The sequence below is a fragment of the Streptomyces sp. NPDC048506 genome (genome assembly GCF_040651315.1).
Lineage (GTDB): Bacteria > Actinomycetota > Actinomycetes > Streptomycetales > Streptomycetaceae > Streptomyces.
Map to the genome: position 1 here is coordinate 64,804 of NZ_JBEZIX010000031.1, position 19,742 is coordinate 84,545.

The following is a 19,742-nucleotide window of genomic DNA, read 5'->3' on the forward strand; positions in this document are numbered from 1 at the left end:
ACTCCCGGTCAGGTCGAGGTGCAGGTGGTCGGGGTGGCGTGGGCCGGATCGAGGGCGTTGGCCGTCTCGTGGAAGGCCACGCGGTCCGCCAGGCCGATGGCGACGTGCTCGGAGATGTCGATCGCACACAGGTCCTGGAGCAGGACGTTGTGGACGTCGGGGCCGTCGAGGAACTGGGTCCGGTAGGGCGTGGCGACCTCGTCGTACTTGGTGGCGATGACGGTGTAGTGCACCCCGGGGACGGTGTCGCCGCCCTCGTTGAGGCGGTCGAGGACGTCGGAGCCGACGATCTGGTCGGAGAGCCCGGGGGTGAGGTGCTCCAGGAACCGTTCGGCGCCGGGGAAGTAGGGCAGCAGGTGGGTCAGCCCGTCCAGGTCGGTGCCGTGGTTGTCGGGGGCCAGCCCGACCAGGGTGTTGACCTTGTCCGCACCGCCGTGGAACTTCAGGTAGACCCGCGGCATCATGCCGCCCTGCGAGTGGCCGACCAGGTCGGTCTTCTGCGCCCCGGTGGCGGCCAGTACCTTGTCGACGAACGCGGCGAGCTGCTGGGCGGAGGCGTCGACCGGCCCCAGGCCGTGGAAGACCGGGACGCCGGGCAGTTGGCCGTAGTCAAGCGAGAAGACGCAGTAGCCGCGGGCCACCAAGTAGGGCGCCAGGCCGAGCCAGTTGTCGACGGAGTTTCCGAAGGTGCCGTGCACCAGGATCACCGGCCGGGGGTGGGCGGCCGACGGCTTGCAGGAGTAGTCGTTCCAACCGCTGCCGACGGCGGCGGTGCCGGCAGCAGCCGGCGGAGTCGTGACGCCGAGGGCCAGGGCGAGGGCGGGGAGGAGGGTGAGCGCTCGTGACCAGCGCAGCTTCATACGATGCTCCTTGCGGGGTGAGGGGACGCCGAAGTGCTCGGTGAGCCGTTCACCTGCGATCCGGATCGCAAGGGCCAACGCAGTTGACTGGCAAGTAAGTTACGGCCGGGTAAGCACGGCGGACCAGCGGTGTGACGGTGAAGGAAACTGCACTGAACCCTCACCGTACGTACGGGGTCCGCAGCGCCCGTTCTGTGCATGCGCCGTGTCCCGCGCACCACTCCGACACCGCACCCGAGCGGGTGTCAGACCCTTCGCCTAGAGTCGAAAGCAGGTTGACCAGGCGTGCGACCGAGGGGAGAGGCCGATGGAGACGGCGGGAACGGCAGGGACGGCGGGAACAACGGGGATGGCGGGAACGGCAGGAGAGGCAGGAACGGCAGGAGCGGCGGATCTGACCGGGATCGAGGAGGTCTCCTCGGAGGCGGAGCTGCGCGAGCTGATCGGCGTGCCCACCTCCCATGCCGCGAACAAGACCCGCCGCCGGCTGGACGCGCTCGACCGCCAGTGGCTGGCGCGCTCACCGTTCTGCGTGCTGGCCACCGCCGACGCGCAGGGCCGCTGCGACGCCTCGCCCAAGGGCGACCCCGCGGGCTTCACCCACGTCCTGGACGACACCACGCTCGTGATACCGGACCGCCCCGGCAACAAGCGCCTGGACGGGCTCGTGAACGTCCTCAGCAATCCCCATGTCGGGCTGAACTACGTCCTTCCGGGGCGCGGCGACACGCTGCGGATCAACGGCCGGGCCCGGCTGCTGCGCGATGCGCCGTTCTTCGACGCGCTGGTGGTCAGGGGCAACCGCCCGCGGCTGGCGCTGCTGGTGGAGGTCGAGGAGGTCTTCTACCACTGCTCGAAGGCCTTCCTCCGCTCGGAGCTGTGGAATCCGGAGACCTGGCAGCCGGACGCGCTGCCCTCGCGGGCCCGGATCGTCAAGAGCCTGGAGGCGAAGGACCGGTCGCTGGCGGAGCTGGAGGAGCACTACGGCCCGCGGTATGCGGAGCGGCTCTACGGCTGAGGCCGGTCCCGCCGCGGGCTGCTGCCGCCCAGGGCGGCCGCGGGCCGTACGACCGCGGCGCCGAAGCGCGCCCGGGCCCGGTCGACGGCCGCCTCGATGCGGTGCGCCTTGTCGTCGGACGGGTCGAAGGTCAGCTGCCGCGCGGCGAGTTCGGCGCGACACAGGTCCTCGGCCCGCAGCGCCACGGACCGCACCCGGGCCCGCTGGAGTCCGAGCGCGGCGTGCAGTGCGTAGGCCGCTTCGGTCAGGGCGGGCCCGTGTGCGGTGGGCCCGTCCAGTCGCCGGGTGCGGGTGGTCGTGGAGCGGTCGGCGTAGCGCACGGTGAGGGTGAGCGCGCGGGCCACCTGCCCGCTCGCCCGCATCCGGGCCCCGAGGCCGTCGGCGAGCGAGAGCAGTGCCCGGCGGCGCCGGACCGGGTCCAGTTCGTCGTGCGCGAAGCGGTGTTCGGCGCCCATCGAGCGGGCGGCGGCGTTGGGCGCCACCGGCGTCGGATCGATACCGCGGGCCCGCTCGTGGACGACCCGGCCGGTCTTCGCGCCCAGGATGCGCTGCAAGGTCGCAGGCGGTGCGGCGGCGACCCGGCCGATGCTGTCGAGCCCGTACGCGGACAGGGCGCGTGCGGTCGCCGGGCCGACGCCGTGCAGCGCCGAGGGCGGCCGGCGGTCGAGGAAGGCCGCGACGGCCTCGGCGTCGTCGGGGACGGCCCGGGTCTCTCCGGGCGCCGCCCCCTGGGCCGCCATCCGGGCGAGCAGCGGGTTGGCGCCCACCCCGATCGTGCACCGCACGCCGTGCCAGACCAGCGCGCGCAGCCGGATCAGCTCGGCGATGCCCTCCGCGTCCCGGTCGAAGTAGCGCAGCGCACCGCGCACGTCGACCAGTGCGGCGTCCGGGGGCAGCGCCTCGACCGTCGGCGTGAACTGGGCCAGCAGCCGCAGCAGTTGCTCGAACTGGCCGGCGCCGACCGGAGTGCCGTCTGCGGAGGCGAAGCGTACGTGGAGCACGCCCGGCAGCCGCGGGGCACCGGGGGGCTCCGGCAGCACGGCGGGTCCGACGCCGGGGGTCATCCCGCGCTCCCCGGGCTGGAGTGCCACAGCTTGCGGCCGGTGGCGGCGCGTTCGCCCGGAGGCTGGAGGTCGGCCCAGGGGTGCAGCTCATAGCCGGTCTCCAGCCGGATGGTGCGGCCCCCGGCGGCCACCTTCTCGGGTTCCCCGTCGGCGCTTTCGCCGGCCGGCGCACCCGGTCCGGGCCCCTGGTGCGCGCCGGCCGCGGCCCGGTCCGGCTCCGCGGCGAGCCGGGCGGTGACCGCCTCCAAGCCGCCCGTACGACGGAGTTCGGCCAGCTCGGCGAGGTTCCAGGCGGCGGCGCCCACCACGCTGAGGCTGCGCGGCCCGCGCCGCTGGACCGTACCGCGCACCAGCAGCAGCCAGGAGTGGAAGACGGTGTGCGCGCAGGCCTCGTGGCTGTCCTCGAAGAAGGCGCAGTCGACCAGCCCCGTGCTGTCGTCGAGGGTGGTGAAGATGACCCGGCGGCCGGAGCGGATCGGCGGCGTCTGGGTGGCCGCCTTGGCCCCGGCGACCAGCACCGTCTCGCCGTGCCGGGCGCGTTGCAGCAGCCGGGCCGGGACGGCGCCCAGCTCCGTGAGGAACTCCTGGTGATCGGCCATCAGGTGGCGGGAGGCATCCATGCCGAGGACGCCCAGCTCGGCGCTGAGCCGTTCGACGTCGGTGAGGTCGGGCAGCCCCACCGGCTCGACCGGTGCGGCCCGCTCCGGTCGGTCGTCCGTGTGCAGCGTCAACTGGCCGTCGGACGCGCGCCGCCCGTGGTGGTGCAGTTCGGCGACGTACAGCAGCAGATCGCGGCGGTTCGCGCCGAAGGCGTCCAGGGCGCCCACCCGGGCGAGGCGTTCGGCGACCGGGCGGGACGGCCGGGCCCGCTGCCACAGGTCCTGGAGGGAGTGGTAGGGCTGCCCGGCCGCGATCCGCCGCGCCTCGGCCTCGCTCATGCCGTGGACGTCGGAGAGGGCCAGCCGCAGTCCCCAGCTCCCCCGGGAGCCCTCCGCACCGGAACCACCGGACACCAGTTCGATCCGGTGGGTGACCGCCGAGCGGTTCACGTCCAACGGCAGCACCGGCACCCCGCGCCGCCGGGCGTCCGCCAGCAACAGCCGCTTCGGATACATCCCCGGGTCGTGGGTGAGCAGCCCGGCGTAGAAGGCGGCCGGGTGGTGCGCCTTGAGCCAGGCGGACTGGTAGGTGGGCACCGCGAAGGCCACCGCGTGCGCCTTGCAGAAGCCGTACGAGCCGAAGGCCTCGACGATCTCCCAGGTGCGCGCGATCACGTCGGGCCCGTAGCCGCGCTGCTCGGCACGCCGGGCGAACCAGACGCGCACCCGGCCCTGGAGCTCCGGGTCCGACAGCGCGCGCCGCTTCTCGTCCGCCTCGTCCCGCGCGCAGCCGGTCATGATCCGCAGCACCTCGATGATCTGCTCGTGGAAGACCACCACCCCGTAGGTCTCGCGCAGCGGTTCCTCCAGGTCGGGGTGCGGGTAGCGGACGGGCTTCCGGCCGTGCCGGGCCTCGATGAAGGGCCGCACCATGTCGGCGGCGACCGGCCCCGGCCGGAACAGGGAGATGTCGACGACCAGGTCGTGGAAGGTGGCCGGTTGCAGCCGCCCGATCAGGTCGCGCTGGCCGGGCGACTCGATCTGGAAGCAACCGAGCGTTTCGGTCGAGCGGATCAGGTCGTAGGTGGCCGGATCGCCGGGCGGCACCTGTGCGGGGTCGTCGAGGTCGAGCCGGTGCCCGGTGGCCCGGCCGATCTCGGCGACCGCATGGGCCATCGCGGACTGCATCCGTACGCCCAGCACATCGAGCTTGAGCAGCCCCATCTCCTCCACGTCGTCCTTGTCGAACTGGGACATGGCGAAGCCCTCGCCGCTGGTGGGCACGACGGGCGTGCGGTCCAGCAGGGTGGCGTCCGACAGCAGTACCCCGCACGGGTGCATGGCGATTCCGCGCGGCAGCGCGTCCAGCGCCTCGACCAGCTGCCACAGCCGTTCGGTGCCGGCCTCCCGCACCCCGCGCAGCTCCGGCAGCTCGGCCAGCGCCGCCCGGGCGTCACGGGCGCGGATGTGCGGGAAGGCCTTGGCGAGCCGGTCCACCAACGCCGGGTCCATGCCCAGGGCGGCGCCCACGTCCCGTACGGCGTGCCGTACGCGGTAGGTCTCGGGCATCGAGACCGTGGCAACCCGCTCGGTGCCGAAGCGGTCGAAGATCGCGCGGTAGACCTCCAGCCGGCGGGCGGATTCGACGTCTATGTCGATGTCCGGCAACGCCGCCCGCCGTTCGGACAGGAAGCGCTCCATCAGCAGCCCGTGCTCGACCGGATCGGCGTGCGCGATACCCAGGAGGTGGTTGACCAGCGACCCGGCACCGGACCCACGGGCCGCGACCCGTATACCCATCTCCCTTATGTCATCCACGACTTGAGCGACCGTCAGGAAGTACGAGGGGTAGCCGAGCCGTTCGATGGTGCGCAGTTCGTCGTGCAGCCGCGCCCAGCGTGCGCGGTCGTGGTCGTAGCCGCGCAGCACCATGCCGGCGGCGCAGCGCGAGCGCAGCACCCGGGCGGCGGTGCGGTGCTCGGCGCCGACCAGTCGCGGCTCGGGGAAGTGGATCCGGCCGAGCCCGATGTCGTCCTGCGGGTCGACCACGCACGCCCCGGCGGTCTCCTCGGTCATGGCGAGCAGTCGGTGCGCCAGGCCGCGGCGGAAGCCGGCCGCCTCGGCGATCCGCTCGGCGGTGCGGCCCATCGCGGCGGCGTCCTTGAGCCAGCGTTCACCGCTGTCCCAGGACTCGGGGCGGTGCGGGTCCACCGGCACCAGGCGGCGGGCGGAGTCCAGGACGTCGGCGACCGGGCCCTGGCCGGGGTCGGCGTAGCGGACCGCGTTGGTCAGGACGGCGCGGATGCCCTGGTCGACGGCGAAGCCGAGGGTGCGGGCGGCGAGCCGCGGGGAGCCGGGGCCGCTGCCGGGCCGGCCGTGGTCGACGACTTCGAGGCGGAGCGCCTCGCCGTACAGATCACGCCAGGGGGCGACGAGCCGGGCGGCGCGGTCCGGGCGGCCGGCGGCGAGCGCCCGGCCGACGTCGGAGTCCGGCCCGAGCAGCACGGTCAGTCCGTCGGGGGCGGCCTCCAGGGCGTCCCAGGGGAGGAGGGGCTGCTCGGTCCGCCCGGCGTGGGCGGCCGAGACCAGCCGGCACAGGGCGGCCCAGCCGGCCACTCCGTCACGGGCCAGGAAGACCGCGCGGGCGGCGGACTCGTCGAGGAAGGCGCCGCCGCGGACCGGGGTGCGCGGCCGCGTGGCGGACGCGCCGGCCGCCGGCCCCGGCTCACGTCCGGCCACGGCGAGTTCGCCACCGAAGAGTGGCCGGATACCGGCCTCGGCGGCGGCCTTGGCGAAGCGTACGGCCCCGGAGAGCCCGTCCCGGTCGGTCAGCGCGAGGGCGTCCATACCGCGCTCGGCGGCGCGCTCGGCGAGCCGCTCCGGATGGGAGGCGCCGTAGCGCAGGGAGAACCCCGAAGCGGTGTGCAGATGCGTGAACCCGGGCACCCGCACCTCCTTGCACCTCATCCGCCCCCTGGCTGACCTGTGTCCCTCGTTCCTCCCTTCCACCATAACCCGTCGATCGAACATTCGTACGAACGCCACGCCGAGCGACCTCTCCCGCCTCACCGGCAGCCCCGATCGGCCCCGCCCGATCTGCGACACCCGGCCACCGATCGCAAGATATGTGAGCAAAAGCCCCACATCGGCAGTCGCCTCTGCGCATCGCAGTCGCCTCTGCTCATGGCGGTCGCCCCTGCCCATCGCGGTCGCCCCTGCGGCGAGGAGCGATGCATGGCCACGACGGACGACGGCACCCGCACCACCTTCCGCGGGGAGGTGAAGAGCGCGGTGACGCCGCACGCCTCGCTGCTGGTGCTCGGCGTACTGGGCCTGATGATCGCGTTCATCACCTCGTACACCGGCGCCTTCCACCACCCCGAGCCGACCGACGTCCCGCTCGCCGTGGTCGCTCCCCAGCCCGCCCGCGGTCCGCTGGTCCACACGCTGGACCAGCTGCCCGGCTCCCCCCTGGACCCGCACCCGGTCGCCTCCGAGCGGGCCGCACGACAGCAGATCGCCGACCGGACGATCGACGGCGCCCTGATCGTCGACCCGCGCGGCACCACCGACCGGCTGCTGGTCGCCAGCGGCGGCGGCGCCTCCCTCTCCCAGGCCGTCGAACTGATCGTCCGCGCGGCCGAGAAGGCCCAGCACCGCACCGTGCGCACCGTGGACGTCGCGCCCGCCGCACCGGGCGACAGCCGCAGCCTCACGTCCTTCTACCTCGTCGTCGGCTGGTGCGTGGGCGGCTATCTGTGCGCCGCGATCCTCGCGATCAGCGCCGGGGCGCGCCCCTCCAACGGGCACCGGGCGGTCATCCGACTGGCGGCGCTCACCCTGTACGCGGTCGCCGCCGGACTGGCCGGCGCGATCATCGTCGGCCCGGTCCTGGACGCACTGCCCGGCACGTTCGTCGGACTGTGGGGCCTGGGCGCCCTGATCGTCTTCGCGGTCGGCGCCACCACCCTGGCCTGCCAGGCCCTGTTGGGCATCATCGGCATCGGCCTGGCGATCCTGCTGATCGTCATCCTCGGCAACCCGAGCGCGGGCGGCGCCTACCCCTACCCCCTGCTGCCGCCCTTCTGGCGGGCGATCGGGCCGGCTCTGCCGCCCGGCGCCGGCACCTGGACGGCCCGTTCACTCGCCTACTTCCACGGCACCGCCGTGACCGGCCCCCTCCTGGTGCTCTCCGCCTGGGCGGTGGGCGGCACCGCGCTCACCCTGATCCTCTCGGTCTTCCGGAAAAAAGGAGCAGAGACATGACCGTCCCCGTCGACCGGCTCTCCCACCCCGCGGTACGCGCCCTGGTCAGTGCCCTCAACGCCAACGACGAGCAGGCGTTCTTCGCCGCGCTCACGCCCGACGCCACCATGTCCGACGACGGCTCGGACCGGAACCTGCGGGAGTGGACCGACCGCGAGATCTTCGGCTCCCGCGGGCACATGGAGGTGCAGTCCGAGTCCGACGACGGGCTGTCCCTGGTGGCGAACTATCGCAACGACACCTGGGGCGAGATGCGTACCAGCTGGCAGTTCACGGTGGCGAACGGCAAGGTGAGCCGCTTCGAGACCGGACAGGCCTGAGCGCCCCACCCCGCCGGCACCGCATCCGTCCGCCAACGGGTGGCCGATCGCCGGGCCGTGGCGGGCCTGTAAGGCGGTCCGCGGGCCGACGTCTCTTACCCCGACCGCCGGGCCGGGCTGGTCGGAGGCTGCCTCCGCCCCCCCTCTTCAGCCAATCGACGGAGATCGAAACCCGCCCGAACGGCCGGTCGGCGGCCGGATTCCTCCCTTCCGGGCGCGATCGGCTCTTGCCACGAGCATGACGGCCACGGCATCCGGGCTGGCCGCACACACTTTCTCCCCGACTCCCCCGCACGACCTCCGACTTGTTCGCGCCATTACACTCAGCTTTCACCCAACGACTCAAAGCGATCGGCCGGCGCGCGATCAGGATGCTTTCGGAGTGCGGTTGGGCCAGACTCCCGTCCGGCATCTGCACCCGCAAACAAGGGAGTGTTCGTCATGCGGTACATCACTGGGGCGATCGCGCTCGGCACGGCCCTGGTCCTCGGCACCCTCGCCACCACCGCCCAGGCCGCCGCCGCACCGGCGCAGCCCGCGCGATCCGGAGGCCTGTACGCGCCGACGGAACTGGTGCTGACAGTCGGCCAGGGCGAAAGCCGCGCGACCGCCACGGTGCAGCGTGCGGTGACGCTCAGCTGTACGCCGGTGGCAACCGGCAGCCACCCGAACCCGAGAGGCGCCTGCGCCGAACTGCGCGCGGCGGCCGGCGACTTCGGCACGGTGACCAGCACCGTCTCGGACCGCCTGTGCACCAAGGAATGGGCACCGATCGTCGTCACCGCGGACGGCGTGTGGCAGGGCAAGCGAGTGTCGTACACGTACACATTCGCCAACGCCTGCACAATGGCCGGCGGCAGCGGCTCGGTCTTCGAGTTCTGACGGCGACCCCTGACCAGATCCCCGGGCACCGGACGGCGGTGCCCGGGGATCTTCACGTTCAGCCCGAGGACGTTCGACCCGAGGCTCCGGCCCCGGGGGCCTCCGGTGGCCGGTGCCAGAGGCCGGTGGCCGGTGGCCGGTGACCGGTGACCGGAGGCGCAGGCGACAGGCGGTGGGAGGTGGACGGCAGGTGGTGGGTGGTGGACGGCAGGTGGTGGACGGTGGGTGGTGGACGGCAGGCGGTGGGATCGGATGAGCGACGACACCACGGACAGCAGTCCCAAGGACGACGGACCCGAAGGAGACGGACGCAAGGACGACCGCTCCGAGGGCGACCGTCCCAAGGGCGCCCGACCCGGCGGGCCGGGACCGTGGTGCCGGCCCCCGGGCGTCGAGGGCGTCCAGGGGCCGGCACCGGCCCGTCATGCACCGTACGCGTCAGCCGATCTGCGCCCCGTAGGCCTGAAGGGCCTCCGGCACCGGCTGGAAGAAGGTCTCGCCGCCGCCGGAGCAGTCGCCGCTGCCGCCGGAGGTGAGACCGAGCGCGGTCTCGCCGTCGAAGAGCGCGCCACCGCTGTCACCGGGCTCGGCGCAGACGTCGGTCTGGATCAGACCGTCGACCGTGCCCTCCTGGTAGTTGACGCTGGCGTTGAGCGCCTTGACGGTGCCGTCGTGCACCTGGGTGGTGCTGCCGCTGCGCTTCACCTTCTCACCGACCGTGGCGTCCCCGGCCTTGGTGATCTTCTGGGTGCTGCCGTCGTAGAGGTCGACCTCGCTCGGGTGCTCGGTGTCGCCCGTGTACTTGGCGATCGAGAAGTCGTCACCGGGGAACTTGGAGTCCTCGGTGGTCGCGATCTCCGAGCCGCCCTGCTGGTCGGACCAGCTCTTGACGGCGTTGCCGCAGTGACCGGCCGTCAGGAAGTACGGCTGGCCGTCCTTGACGACGTTGAAGCCGAGCGAGCAGCGGGCGCCGCTCCCCCAGATCGCGTCGCCGCCGCCGATGAACGGTTTGAACTCGCCTTTGCTGTACCGGAGTTCGACCCTGTCACCCAGGCTCTTGGTGACCTTGGTGAGCCGGTCCAGCTTGGCGCCCTTGACCGTGCGGTCGGCGGTCACCACGACCTTGTTGGTCTGCGGGTCGATCCCCCAGGCCGTACCGGGGATGGTCGCCTTCGTCTTCAGCGTCTGCCGGGCCGCGTCGAGCTGGGCCAGCGTGTGCTTGACCAGTCTGGCCTCGGCGCCCTTCGCCCGTACCGCCTTGGCCGCCGCCTCGCTGACGACGTTGACCACCAGTTTCCGGGCCTTGGCGTCATAGAACGCGCCGGCCGTGCCGGCCTTGAGCTGGGACGCCAGGGTGGACGCCGCGGCGGAGGTCAGCTTGGCAAGCGTGGGGGTGGAGGGGGCCGGGGCCGCCTGGGCGTTGGCGAGGGTGACGGTGGCCGTGGCAGCGAGCGCGAGCGCTCCCGCACCCGCCACCAGGGCACGCCTGTTGGGTATGCGTCGGTGCTTCAACTCAGAGCCTCCCGTGGGGGGATGGGCCCGGACTGTGGGGAGTTGCACGGGCCCGGAGAGTGAGGTGTTCGGGGCACGAACGGATCCGCCCCGCAAGACAGCGCTCGGGGAGTCGCGTCCATGCCAACGTGCGGAGCCGAGTATTCCCATCCGCCTCACTCGTGCACAAGACCGAGTTCCGGTCTCACATACGGGAGTTCACGCTTTCGTCACACGGTCGCCACACCGCTGTCCGCGCCGCCAGATCCTGAGTGCGGACATCAGAGGGCATGCGGAGCGATCGGGGCCGAGACCGTTTGTGAGAACCAGGAGTGGCCGGAACGGACCCCTGGGAGGGAGGGAGAGGAAGCGCGGGCGGGCGGGCGCGAGTGAGATGGGTGAGGTAGGTGAGATGGGTGAGAACTGGCACTGCGTGCTGCGTATCGCGAGCCGCAGGAATATCGCCCGACCCCACCCCGTTGTGGCTCCGCAGGGGGCCCTCACACCCCCTACGGGATGCGTTCGCCACCCCCCTACGGCCCCACGTCACGCCCCGCGACCACTCCCTAGGGACCACCACGTAGGGGACCAACGCCCAGGGGACCAAGACCTGGCCAAGATCCAGGCCCCCGGAACCACCGCCTACCGGGCCACCACCTACCGGTACCTACCGGACCACCCCCCTACGGCAGGTTCTCCACCTTCGGGAGTTCCTCCAGCACCGGCGGTGGCTCCTCCCCGGCGCGGGTCCCGAGGGGCGGCCCCTCAGGAACCGCCGGCTCCTCGGGAGCGGCCAGCTCCTCGGGAACTACCGACCCCTCGGGAACTACCGACCCCTGAGGAACGGCCGACCCCTGGGAAACGGCCGACTCCTCGGGAACCGGGGCCGACCGCGCCACGCGCTCCCGCGCGGCCTCCGCCTCGGCCCGTTCGGTCGGTGTCGGCGCCTGCCCTCCGGAGCGCTCCAGGAACCGCAGCAGCTCAACAGGGAAGGGCAGGACCAGCGTGGAGTTCTTCTCGGCGGCGACCGCCACCACGGTCTGTAGCAGCCGCAGTTGCAGCGCCGCGGGCTGGTCGGACATCGCCGCGGCGGCCTCGGCCAGCTTCTTCGACGCCTGCAACTCGGCATCGGCGTTGATCACCCGGGCACGCCGGTCCCGGGTCGCCTCCGCCTGGCGGGCCATCGACCGCTTCATGGTCTCCGGCAGCGACACGTCCTTGATCTCCACCCGGTCGACGGTCACGCCCCAGCCGATGGCCGGGCTGTCCATCATCAGCTCCAGGCCCTGGTTGAGCTTCTCGCGGTTCGACAGCAGGTCGTCCAGTTCGCTCTTGCCGATGATCGACCGCAGCGAGGTCTGGGCCATCTGGGAGACCGCGAAGCGGTAGTCCTCGACCCGGACGACCGCGTCGGCGGCGTCCACGACCTTGAAATAGACCACCGCGTCGACCCGGACCGTGACGTTGTCACGGGTGATGCCTTCCTGGGCGGGTACCGGCATCGTGACGATCTGCATATTGACCTTACGCATCCGGTCGATACCCGGAATGATCATGGTGAAGCCGGGCTCCCGCACCGCGGAGGTCAGCCGCCCCAGCCGGAGCACCACACCGCGTTCGTACTGCTTGACCACGCGGGCCGCCGCCATGAAATAGACCACGCCGGCGCACCCCAGTGCCACCCCGGCTGCCACCAGTTCTTCGACCATCACGGCCCCCTGATGTGTGCCGTATGCCGTCCGAATCGGGCTGCTTTCCATGGTATGCCCGGGCCGGAGGGGGGTCGAGGCTCGCGACGGGCGCGGCCGGGCCCCGTCCGCCGGCGGACGGGGACCCAGGTCCTGCCGGGCCCGGGCCCGGGGCGCCGGCAGGACGTCTGCGCGCGGATCAGCCGGTCGTCGTCAGTAGACGCTCACGCCGTACGCGCTGAGCGCCTCGGTGACGGGCTGGAAGAACGTGGTGCCACCGGAGGTGCAGTCGCCGCTGCCGCCGGAGGTCAGGCCCAGCGCCGTGCTCCCGGAGTAGAGGGGGCCGCCGCTGTCGCCGGGTTCGGCGCAGACGGTGGTCTGGATGAGTCCGGAGACGATGTCGCCGCCGCCGTAGTTGACGGTGGCGTTCAGGCCGGTGACCTTGCCGCTGTGGATGCCGGTGGTGGAGCCGCGGCGGGTGACCGACTGGCCGACGCTCGGGGTGCCGGCGCTGGTGATGTCCTGGCTGCCGACGGTGCCCGGGTGGGAGGTGGAGCCGGTGTACTGGACGATGCCGTAGTCGTTGCCGGGGAAGCTGCTGCCGACGGTGTTGCCGAGCGTGGCGCCGGAGCCGGTGGTCCAGGGCGGTTGGCCGTCGGTGCAGTGACCGGCCGTCAGGAAGTAATAGGTGCTGCCCTTGCGGACGTTGAAGCCGAGGGAGCAGCGCCAGCTGGGGGCGTAGATGGCGTCGCCGCCGGAGATGTACTTGCGGATGGTGCCCGCGACCCGGTCGATGCGGACCGCTGCGGCGTTGTTCCCGGCGGCCCGCCGGATCTTGGCGATCTCGGCCCGGGAGACGGTGCGGTCGGCGGTGACGACCAGGGTGTGGGTCGTGGTGTCGACCCGCCAGGCGGTACCGGCCACGTCCGCGGCCCGGACCGCGTCACCGGCGGCCGACAGCCGGGCCGCGCTGAACGTCGCTGCGGGGGTGGGGTTCTGGGCGTTGGCGGTGGGGACGGCGACGGCACCGATGGCCATCAGTCCGGACGCCACGGCGATCAGCCGGGTGCGTCTCGCTCTGCCGCTGCGGGGGGTGGTGCGCTCGTTCCTCACTGATTCCTCCGAGGGGGATCGGGGGCCGCGGGTGAGCAGCCCGGTGAGGCGCAGCCGAAGGGCCCGCGGGAATCCGCACATACGTTTCTGCGTGCCCCTGACAAGCGCTGAGCGGAGTCTCGGGTGCGTCACCCCCGCCGCGCAAGAGGGATTCACGAATGTCTCGCGCCGGACATCTCCCGTTAGCGCGGGGGCAGTTGGTGCCGCACTCCGCCCCGGCAGCCGTCGTGGCGGCCACCGGGGCGGCGCTGACCCCCTCGGTCGGAACTCGGACGGATCAGCGGACGATGCGGTTCCGTTCCCCCGCGGGCAGGTCGATCGACAGGGTGTTGCCGGGCGGCGGGAAGGGGCACAGGAAGTGGTCGGCGAACGCGCAGGGAGGCAGCAGGGTGCGGTTGAAGTCGACGGTGACGGTGCCGTCCGCGGCGGGCGCGGGCGGCCGCAGGAAGCGGAAGCGGTAGCTGTCGGTACCGCTGGTGGCGTCGGCGAGCACGGCCCACAGGGAGCCGTCGCCCTCCACCGCGACCTGGAGGGTGTGCTCGTCCCCCGCGAGGGTGAAGGAGAGTTCACCGGCGAGGCCGAGGCCGCGCCGCTGTCCGTCGGCGTGCAGCACCGTCAGGGTGCGGCCCTGTGCATACGGCCGGAACCGGCCGGGCCGCACCCAGCGCTCGTCGTGCGGGTAGACCTCGATCCCGGCGAACGCGCGGCGGGCGGGGGCGTCCGGGTCGTAGTCGCGCACCGCCCACCGGCCCTCGCGGCGCAGCACGAACAGATGCCGCCCGCCGTGTGCCACGCGGGTGGCCGCGGGGTCGGTGTCCTGGCCGAGCCGATGGGGGCACCTCCCACGCCGTCCAGGCAGTGGGGTATCGCCGACGGCCGGTTCGCCGTCGACGGTGAGCGCGTCCGCGGCGGCGGCCCACAACATGACCGCCTCGCCCTCCTCGGTCCAGAGGCCCGGCAGCCCCGCGACACGGCCGCCGGGAGCGTCGGCCAGCCAGTGGGTGCCGGTCAGCGCGAGCGGGCCGTAGGGCGCGGAGACGGCGGCCGTACGCCGCTCGCGCCAGTCCTGCCACTCCTGGAGTGCGTTGCTGCTCATGAACCGTGAACCCTTCTGCGGAGACGTGCTCAGCGGACCTTGGAGGGGAAGGACTTGGTGCGCCCGTGGCGCGGGCGGTCGAGGACGTCGCCGGGCGGGCCCTGTTGAACGAGGTGGGCCCTGTCGAACGAGGCGGGCCCTGTCGAACGATCCGTCCGCCGTCCGTGAAGACGACGGTATCGGCCACCTCGCGGCGAAGCCGATCTCATGGGTGACGACCGGGTGACGACGATCATGGTGGTGCTCCTGTGGACGGAGCGGATCTCGACGACGGCGCCGGGTGTGCTCATCGGGTGGCTCCCTCGGGGACGGTTGCGGTCTCGGGAACGGCTTTGGGTCGGGTGGCCCGGTCGCGGAGGAAGGTGAGCAGGGCCCGTGCGGTGGCGTCGTTCTGTCGGAAGGCGGGGGCGTTGGTGCCGGGTCGGGCGAAGGCGCTGCCGGAGCGGGCGTCGGTGTGCGGGCCGAGGGCGAAGCGGCGCGGGTACGGGCGGCCGGCCCGGTCCAGGATGCGCGCGTCGGCGGCACGGACCGCGAGCAGCCCGGCCGGTGTCTCGGCGGCGCCCTCGGCGTACAGGGTGCGCAGCAGGGCGTCCCGGGTGTGCCGGACGGTCGGTTCCGGCAGCCGGGCCTCCACCAGCGCCCGGGCCTCCACCGACTCCCCCGGCACGCTGGCGCTTTCGGCGCGGAACACCCCACGTCGTTCGTCGGCGGTGACGGTGAGGTCGGCGCCGAGGAAGCGCACCACGCCGGCGCGGGACAGTGCGAGCAGCTGCCGCAGCCGTGGCCCGGGCGGGCCGGAGGCGAGGTAGCTGAAGAAGCCGTGCCACCAGGGGCCGCAGTCGCCGATCCTGGTCAGCTGGCCGTAGACCGACAGCAGGGCGAGGAAGACCGCGAGGTCGGGGCTGTGCGCGGGGTCGTGGCGGCGGGCGAGGTCGGCTTCGATGTAGCCGCGCAGGCCGGCCTGTAGCGCCTCGCCGTCCGGGTAGCGGACGCCGGCCAGCGGGTGGTCGATGGCCTCCAGGTCGAGGCGGTCGGCCGGGTCCGGGACGGCGGCGGCGACCAGGGCCCGGAGTGCGGCGCTGCCGGGGTCGGCGGCGGCGTACTCCTCCTCGAAGTCCTTCCAGGGCATCCGGGTGCGCTCGGCGTGGGCGGTGAACAGCCGGTGGTAGTGGGCGAATCCCAGCTCCTTGGCGATGAGCGGCCAGACGTCGCGCCGGAAGTCGACCCCGCCGGACCGGGCGAGCAGCGCGTCGACCTGGTCGGGCCCGAAGAAGCGCGGCACCGGGGGCCGTTCGCCGCCCGGCCCGTAGCCGAGCTTGGAGTGGTATGGCACCCCGCGCCGCGAGCCGACGTACAGCACGGGTTCGCGCCCGGAGGGCCGGTAGGTCGGCTGCCCGTCGGGGCCGGTGGTGTAGCTGCCGCCGCGGCCCTCGGTCAGCAGCACCATCAGATCGACGAAGGCGAGCCCGAAGCCGCGGACCAGTACCTTCTCGCCGGGCCGCAGGGCGCTCAGATCACTGTCGGCGGTGAACGCGGGCGGCAGGTGGGTCAGCCCGTGGCGGGCCGCCAAGTCGCTCAACTCCTGCTGTTCTGAGGTGAGTTCGGATTCGAGGTGGCCGAGGGCGAGGACGACGAGATCGGCGGGCAGGGGCGTCCGACGGCCCGCCAGCCACACCCGCTGGCGGCCGTCGCGCGGGCCGGACACGCGTACCGCCCTACGCCGGTGTTCATGGACCGTGACGGTGGGTGGCAGCGCGGCCACCGCCTGGGCGTACACCCAGCTCAGGTAGGCGCTCTGGAGCCGGCGGCCGGCGAAGTCGCCCGGCCCGAGCGCCGCGACCTCCCCGGCCAGCGCGGGATCGACGGTGATCCGGCCGGCCCGGACCGCGCGGGCCCAGGCGGCGAGCGAGGGGCCGGGCCGCACCGGCCCGTCCTGTTCGACGCTCGCGTCGGTGAACATGGTGACGTCCTCGGCCGTCGAGTTCATCCACAGCAGCGGGGACTGGTCGTGCCGCCAGATGCGGCCGCCGCCGGGCGGGTGGGGATCGACCAGGTGCAGGTCGAGGGGCGTCTCGCCGAGGAGTTCGGGGGCGTTGGCGGCGATCCGCTCGATCAGCCCGGTGCCGCGCGGCCCGGCCCCGACGATGACCACGGACGGCCGTGCGGAGGGGTTCGAGGACCGGCTCATCGGGCACCGGCCGTTCCACGGGCGTAGTGCCGCTCGACGACGTACCGGCCGGCACTGAGCACGGAGGTGACCACGACGTACCAGAGGGTCGGGCCGAGGCCGCGCAGCACGGCGGCGGTCAGGAAGTAGTCGGCGACCACGTCCCATTGGAAGGCGTCGTTGCGGACGACGGAGGTCGCGGCCGGCGCCAGCAGGGCGAGGACGGCGACGGCCACCGCCCACTGGCCGGTGCGGCGGCGCGGCACGATGCGCAAGGCGGCCGGTTGTGCGGGGGTGGGGCCCGGAGCCGCGGCGGACGGGGCGGGGGCGTCGAGGGTGTCGGAAGGCATGCGGAAGCTCCGTGGTTACCGAGAGCGAACACAGACTCCGGCGCCTTCACACGGGTTGCCGGCCGCGCCCCTCAGCACGACCGGTTCTCGATGCTACGGAGTGAACACGCCTCGCTGTCAAGGCCGTCCGCGCTGTGAGCGAGGGATCACCTAGCGGTTGACGCCAAAACGGATGCCTGTTCCACTTAGGTCCATGGACGCATGTCAGCACCTGGTCACCCGCGACCACATCGACTTCGGTCGTGTGTGGTCGTCGTCCTGTTGAGCTGACCTCCTGCCCCGAGCCCGTTCGCCGTTCCGGCCGGGCCGTCACGCGGTTCTGCGCCTCTCCCGCTTCCCGCTGTCTCACTTTCCCGCCGGTCTCACCGGTCTCGTCTGTCTCGCTCTCCCTCCTGTCTCGCCTGTCTCGCTTTCCCGCCGTGCGCCTTCACACCTCACACCGCCGACCGGTGCCCCTCCCCCCCCTCGCTCCACCCCGCCGTGCCATGCCGTTCCCCACCACCCGCCACCCTCCCGATGCCGCACAACGCGCCCTCCCCATACGGGAGTCGGGGGTACGCACCTGGAGATCCCACGCCCATGTCCAGAACGTCCCGCACCACCGCACCGCGCATCGCGGCCCCGTTGGCCACCGCGGCCCTGGCTCTCACCGCCTGCGGCTCGGGCGACCCGGCCGACGGCACCGGGGCCGCCGGCCCGGCCGCCGCGCGAAGGACGGCACCTACGACCGGATCCTGAAGAAGTGGGGCACCGGGCCGTCGGCGATCGCCGCCTCGCGGATGAGTCCGCCGGAGGCCGGATGAGCCGGCGCACGGGTTCGACCAGCCCGTCCGGCACCGACCGTGATGTTCTTCGTACTGTCAGTTTGCTTGTGGGGCGCGGAAGCTGATGGCGCGCCACCCTCTTTGCACCAGATGTGTCACGAACCCCCCGTGCGGCGGCTATCCACTTGGCACACCCTCGGCCTCATGGACGACGATAGGGGGCGTACATACAGACACCGCGGGTGAGAGGAGGCGTCAATGGGATCGGTGCGCAAGGCGAGCGCCTGGCTTGGCCTCGTCGACGACAGTGATGACGAGCGCTACTACGACGACGACTACGCCGAGGGACCCGATGCCGGCGACTCGGGCGGAAGCAGCCCCTGGGTGACCGACCCCCGGGTCCGGGTGGCGGACGAGGCCGCCCAGGACCAGGGCACCCGCATCGCCACGGTCACCCCGGAGAGCTTCCGGGACGCCCGCGGCATTGGCGAGCTGTTCCGGGACGGCGTCCCGGTGATCGTCAACCTGACGGCCATGGAGCCCGCCGACGCCAAGCGCGTGGTCGACTTCGCGGCCGGCCTGACCTTCGGTCTGCGCGGGTCGATCGAGCGGGTCGCCACCCGGGTGTTCCTGCTCACCCCCGCCGACTACCGGGTGCTCAACGGCGAGTCCCGCGATCACCGCAACGGTGGCTTCTTCAACCAGAGTTGAGCAGGACCCAGGCGCTTTCGGCGGGGGTTCGGGGACGCTCGGCGGCAGTCACCGGTGTCACGGTCCCGGGGGCGCAGCGACCGGAGTCGGCGGGCACGGCCGCTCACCGGAGTCCGGCACCCGCCGCCCGGTCAGCGGAAGGCGTCCAGACCGGTGAGCGCCTTGCCCAGCACCAGCTGGTGCATCTCGACGGTGCCCTCGTAGGTGAGCACCGATTCGAGGTTGGTCGCGTGCCGCATGACGGGGTACTCCAGCGAGATCCCGTTGGCGCCGAGGATCGTCCGCGCCGTACGGCAGATCTCGATCGCCTCCCGCACGTTGTTCAGCTTGCCGAAGCTGACCTGCTCGGGGCGCAGCCGCCCCGCGTCCATCCGCCGCCCCAGATGGTGGGCGAGCAGGATCCCCTTGTGCAGTTCGACGGCCATGTCGGCGAGCTTGGCCTGGGTGAGCTGGAAGCCGCCGATGGGCTTGCCGAACTGCTCCCGGGTCCTGGCGTACTCCAGTGCCGCCTCGAAGCTGGCGCGGGCGGCGCCCATGGAGCCCCAGACGATGCCGTAGCGGGCGTGGCTCAGGCAGCTGAGCGGGCCGCGCAGGCCGGCGCCCTCGGGGAGCACCGCGTCGGCCGGCAGCCGCACCTCGTCCAGGACGAGTTCGCTGGTCACCGAGGCGCGCAGGGACCACTTGTGGGTGATCTCGGGGGCCGAGAACCCGGGGGTGTCGGTGGGGACGACGAAGCCCCGGATGCCGTCGTCGGTACGGGCCCAGACCACCGCGACACCGGCCACCGAACCGTTGGTGATCCACATCTTGCGCCCGTTGAGCACCCAGTCCCCGCCGCCGTCCCTCTTGGCGTGGGTGCGCATCCCGGCCGGGTCGGAGCCGTGGTCGGGCTCGGTCAGCGCGAAGCAGCCGATGACCTCGCCGGCCGCCATCGCGGGCAGCCACTGCTGCTTCTGCTCCTCGGAGCCGAAGCGCCAGATCGCGTACATGGCGAGCGAGCCCTGGACGGAGACCAGTGAGCGGATGCCGGAGTCGGCGGCCTCCAGTTCCAGACAGGCCAGGCCGTACTGGACGGCGGAGGCACCGGCGCAGCCGTAGCCGGTGAGGGACATGCCGAGCGCGCCGATCGAGCCGAGTTCGCGGGCCAGTTCGCGGATGCCGGGCAGCTCGCCCGCCTCGTACCACCCGGCGATGTGCGGCAGCACGCGGTCGGCGGCCCACCGGCGGACGGTGTCGCGGACCGCGCGGTCCTCGTCGGTGAGCAGGTCGTCGAGGCCCAGGGGGTCGCTGGGGTCGAACGGCGGGACCGTCGAGGACACTGAGGACGGCGTGGCGGACATGGCGGGCCTCCGG

The 19,742-nt window shown here is 72.8% G+C and carries 15 protein-coding genes and 2 pseudogenes; 7 read left to right on the forward strand and 10 right to left on the reverse strand.

Annotation, left to right across the window (positions count from 1 at the left end; genetic code table 11):
• Positions 1-8: 8 nt before the first annotated feature.
• Positions 9-860 (reverse strand): alpha/beta fold hydrolase, encoded by an 852-nt coding sequence (locus tag AB0C96_RS24815; protein ID WP_362919928.1) that lies wholly within the window; start codon positions 858-860, stop codon positions 9-11.
• A gap of 349 nt (positions 861-1,209) precedes the next feature.
• On the opposite strand from AB0C96_RS24815, the gene AB0C96_RS24820 reads away from it, so the two are divergent.
• Positions 1,210-1,878, forward strand: coding sequence for a pyridoxamine 5'-phosphate oxidase family protein (locus AB0C96_RS24820; RefSeq protein WP_362919929.1), 669 nt, complete (start codon positions 1,210-1,212; stop codon positions 1,876-1,878).
• On the opposite strand, the gene AB0C96_RS24825 is transcribed toward AB0C96_RS24820, so the two are convergent.
• Complete coding sequence (locus tag AB0C96_RS24825; protein ID WP_362919930.1) at positions 1,869-2,942, reverse strand: hypothetical protein; 1,074 nt, start codon at positions 2,940-2,942, stop codon at positions 1,869-1,871. The two genes, AB0C96_RS24820 and AB0C96_RS24825, sit on opposite strands and share 10 nt — an antisense overlap.
• The gene (locus AB0C96_RS24830) at positions 2,939-6,487 is read right to left on the reverse strand and encodes a DNA polymerase III subunit alpha (RefSeq protein ID WP_362919931.1); all 3,549 of its coding nucleotides are present in this window, start codon (positions 6,485-6,487) and stop codon (positions 2,939-2,941) included. Before AB0C96_RS24830 ends, AB0C96_RS24825 begins: the two co-directional genes overlap by 4 nt.
• A gap of 288 nt (positions 6,488-6,775) precedes the next feature.
• On the opposite strand from AB0C96_RS24830, the gene AB0C96_RS24835 reads away from it, so the two are divergent.
• From AB0C96_RS24835 to AB0C96_RS24845, 3 genes are all read left to right on the forward strand, one after another.
• Positions 6,776-7,807, forward strand: coding sequence for a DUF3533 domain-containing protein (locus AB0C96_RS24835; protein WP_362919932.1), 1,032 nt, complete (start codon positions 6,776-6,778; stop codon positions 7,805-7,807).
• Entirely contained in the window at positions 7,804-8,127 is a 324-nt protein-coding gene (locus AB0C96_RS24840; RefSeq protein ID WP_362919933.1) for a nuclear transport factor 2 family protein, read from the forward strand. Before AB0C96_RS24835 ends, AB0C96_RS24840 begins: the two co-directional genes overlap by 4 nt.
• Before the next feature lie 441 nt (positions 8,128-8,568).
• A complete protein-coding gene (locus AB0C96_RS24845) occupies positions 8,569-9,009 on the forward strand; it encodes a subtilase-type protease inhibitor (RefSeq protein ID WP_362919934.1) in 441 nt (146 codons plus the stop codon).
• 438 nt (positions 9,010-9,447) lie between these two features.
• On the opposite strand, the gene AB0C96_RS24850 is transcribed toward AB0C96_RS24845, so the two are convergent.
• The 6 genes and pseudogenes from AB0C96_RS24850 to AB0C96_RS24875 all read right to left on the reverse strand — a co-directional run.
• The gene (locus AB0C96_RS24850) at positions 9,448-10,521 is read right to left on the reverse strand and encodes a S1 family peptidase (protein WP_362919935.1); all 1,074 of its coding nucleotides are present in this window, start codon (positions 10,519-10,521) and stop codon (positions 9,448-9,450) included.
• A gap of 662 nt (positions 10,522-11,183) precedes the next feature.
• Positions 11,184-12,209, reverse strand: a complete 1,026-nt coding sequence (locus tag AB0C96_RS24855; protein WP_362919936.1) for an SPFH domain-containing protein — start codon at positions 12,207-12,209, stop codon at positions 11,184-11,186.
• A 192-nt stretch (positions 12,210-12,401) separates the two neighbouring features.
• The gene (locus tag AB0C96_RS24860; protein ID WP_362919937.1) at positions 12,402-13,301 is read right to left on the reverse strand and encodes a S1 family peptidase; all 900 of its coding nucleotides are present in this window, start codon (positions 13,299-13,301) and stop codon (positions 12,402-12,404) included.
• Between the two features lie 277 nt (positions 13,302-13,578).
• Positions 13,579-14,397: a DUF1684 domain-containing protein gene (locus AB0C96_RS24865; RefSeq protein ID WP_362919938.1), complete on the reverse strand. Its 819-nt coding sequence runs from the start codon at positions 14,395-14,397 to the stop codon at positions 13,579-13,581.
• A gap of 286 nt (positions 14,398-14,683) precedes the next feature.
• A complete protein-coding gene (locus AB0C96_RS24870) occupies positions 14,684-16,585 on the reverse strand; it encodes an FAD/NAD(P)-binding protein (RefSeq protein WP_362919939.1) in 1,902 nt (633 codons plus the stop codon).
• A gap of 80 nt (positions 16,586-16,665) precedes the next feature.
• Positions 16,666-16,914: pseudogene (locus AB0C96_RS24875) on the reverse strand (amino acid ABC transporter permease); the annotation flags it as partial.
• A 579-nt stretch (positions 16,915-17,493) separates the two neighbouring features.
• Here AB0C96_RS24875 and AB0C96_RS24880 point away from each other — a divergent pair.
• The 3 genes and pseudogenes from AB0C96_RS24880 (at position 17,494) to sepF (ending at position 18,389) form a co-directional block, all read left to right on the forward strand.
• Positions 17,494-17,652, forward strand: a complete 159-nt coding sequence (locus AB0C96_RS24880) for a hypothetical protein (RefSeq protein WP_362919997.1) — start codon at positions 17,494-17,496, stop codon at positions 17,650-17,652.
• Positions 17,625-17,717 (forward strand): annotated as a pseudogene (locus tag AB0C96_RS24885) (ABC transporter substrate-binding protein); the annotation flags it as partial. The gene AB0C96_RS24880 and the pseudogene AB0C96_RS24885, both read left to right, overlap by 28 nt.
• A gap of 219 nt (positions 17,718-17,936) precedes the next feature.
• The gene (sepF, locus tag AB0C96_RS24890; RefSeq protein ID WP_362919940.1) at positions 17,937-18,389 is read left to right on the forward strand and encodes a cell division protein SepF; all 453 of its coding nucleotides are present in this window, start codon (positions 17,937-17,939) and stop codon (positions 18,387-18,389) included.
• A gap of 131 nt (positions 18,390-18,520) precedes the next feature.
• Here sepF and AB0C96_RS24895 read toward each other — a convergent pair whose 3' ends face one another.
• Positions 18,521-19,729, reverse strand: coding sequence for an acyl-CoA dehydrogenase family protein (locus tag AB0C96_RS24895; RefSeq protein ID WP_362919941.1), 1,209 nt, complete (start codon positions 19,727-19,729; stop codon positions 18,521-18,523).
• Between the last annotated feature and the right edge of the window lie 13 nt (positions 19,730-19,742).

What these genes read in the sequence shown, in the direction of transcription:
- AB0C96_RS24870 (WP_362919939.1), bottom strand. Translation starts at nt 16,585, where the DNA reads ATGAGCCGGTCCTCGAACCCCTCCGCACGGCCGTCCGTGGTCATCGTC.
- AB0C96_RS24835 (WP_362919932.1), top strand. Translation starts at nt 6,776, where the DNA reads ATGGCCACGACGGACGACGGCACCCGCACCACCTTCCGCGGGGAGGTG.
- AB0C96_RS24855 (WP_362919936.1), bottom strand. Translation starts at nt 12,209, where the DNA reads ATGGTCGAAGAACTGGTGGCAGCCGGGGTGGCACTGGGGTGCGCCGGC.
- AB0C96_RS24815 (WP_362919928.1), bottom strand. Translation starts at nt 860, where the DNA reads ATGAAGCTGCGCTGGTCACGAGCGCTCACCCTCCTCCCCGCCCTCGCC.
- sepF (WP_362919940.1), top strand. Translation starts at nt 17,937, where the DNA reads ATGGGATCGGTGCGCAAGGCGAGCGCCTGGCTTGGCCTCGTCGACGAC.
- AB0C96_RS24825 (WP_362919930.1), bottom strand. Translation starts at nt 2,942, where the DNA reads ATGACCCCCGGCGTCGGACCCGCCGTGCTGCCGGAGCCCCCCGGTGCC.
- AB0C96_RS24895 (WP_362919941.1), bottom strand. Translation starts at nt 19,729, where the DNA reads ATGTCCGCCACGCCGTCCTCAGTGTCCTCGACGGTCCCGCCGTTCGAC.
- AB0C96_RS24840 (WP_362919933.1), top strand. Translation starts at nt 7,804, where the DNA reads ATGACCGTCCCCGTCGACCGGCTCTCCCACCCCGCGGTACGCGCCCTG.
- AB0C96_RS24865 (WP_362919938.1), bottom strand. Translation starts at nt 14,397, where the DNA reads ATGAGCAGCAACGCACTCCAGGAGTGGCAGGACTGGCGCGAGCGGCGT.
- AB0C96_RS24880 (WP_362919997.1), top strand. Translation starts at nt 17,494, where the DNA reads ATGTCCAGAACGTCCCGCACCACCGCACCGCGCATCGCGGCCCCGTTG.
- AB0C96_RS24845 (WP_362919934.1), top strand. Translation starts at nt 8,569, where the DNA reads ATGCGGTACATCACTGGGGCGATCGCGCTCGGCACGGCCCTGGTCCTC.
- AB0C96_RS24820 (WP_362919929.1), top strand. Translation starts at nt 1,210, where the DNA reads ATGGCGGGAACGGCAGGAGAGGCAGGAACGGCAGGAGCGGCGGATCTG.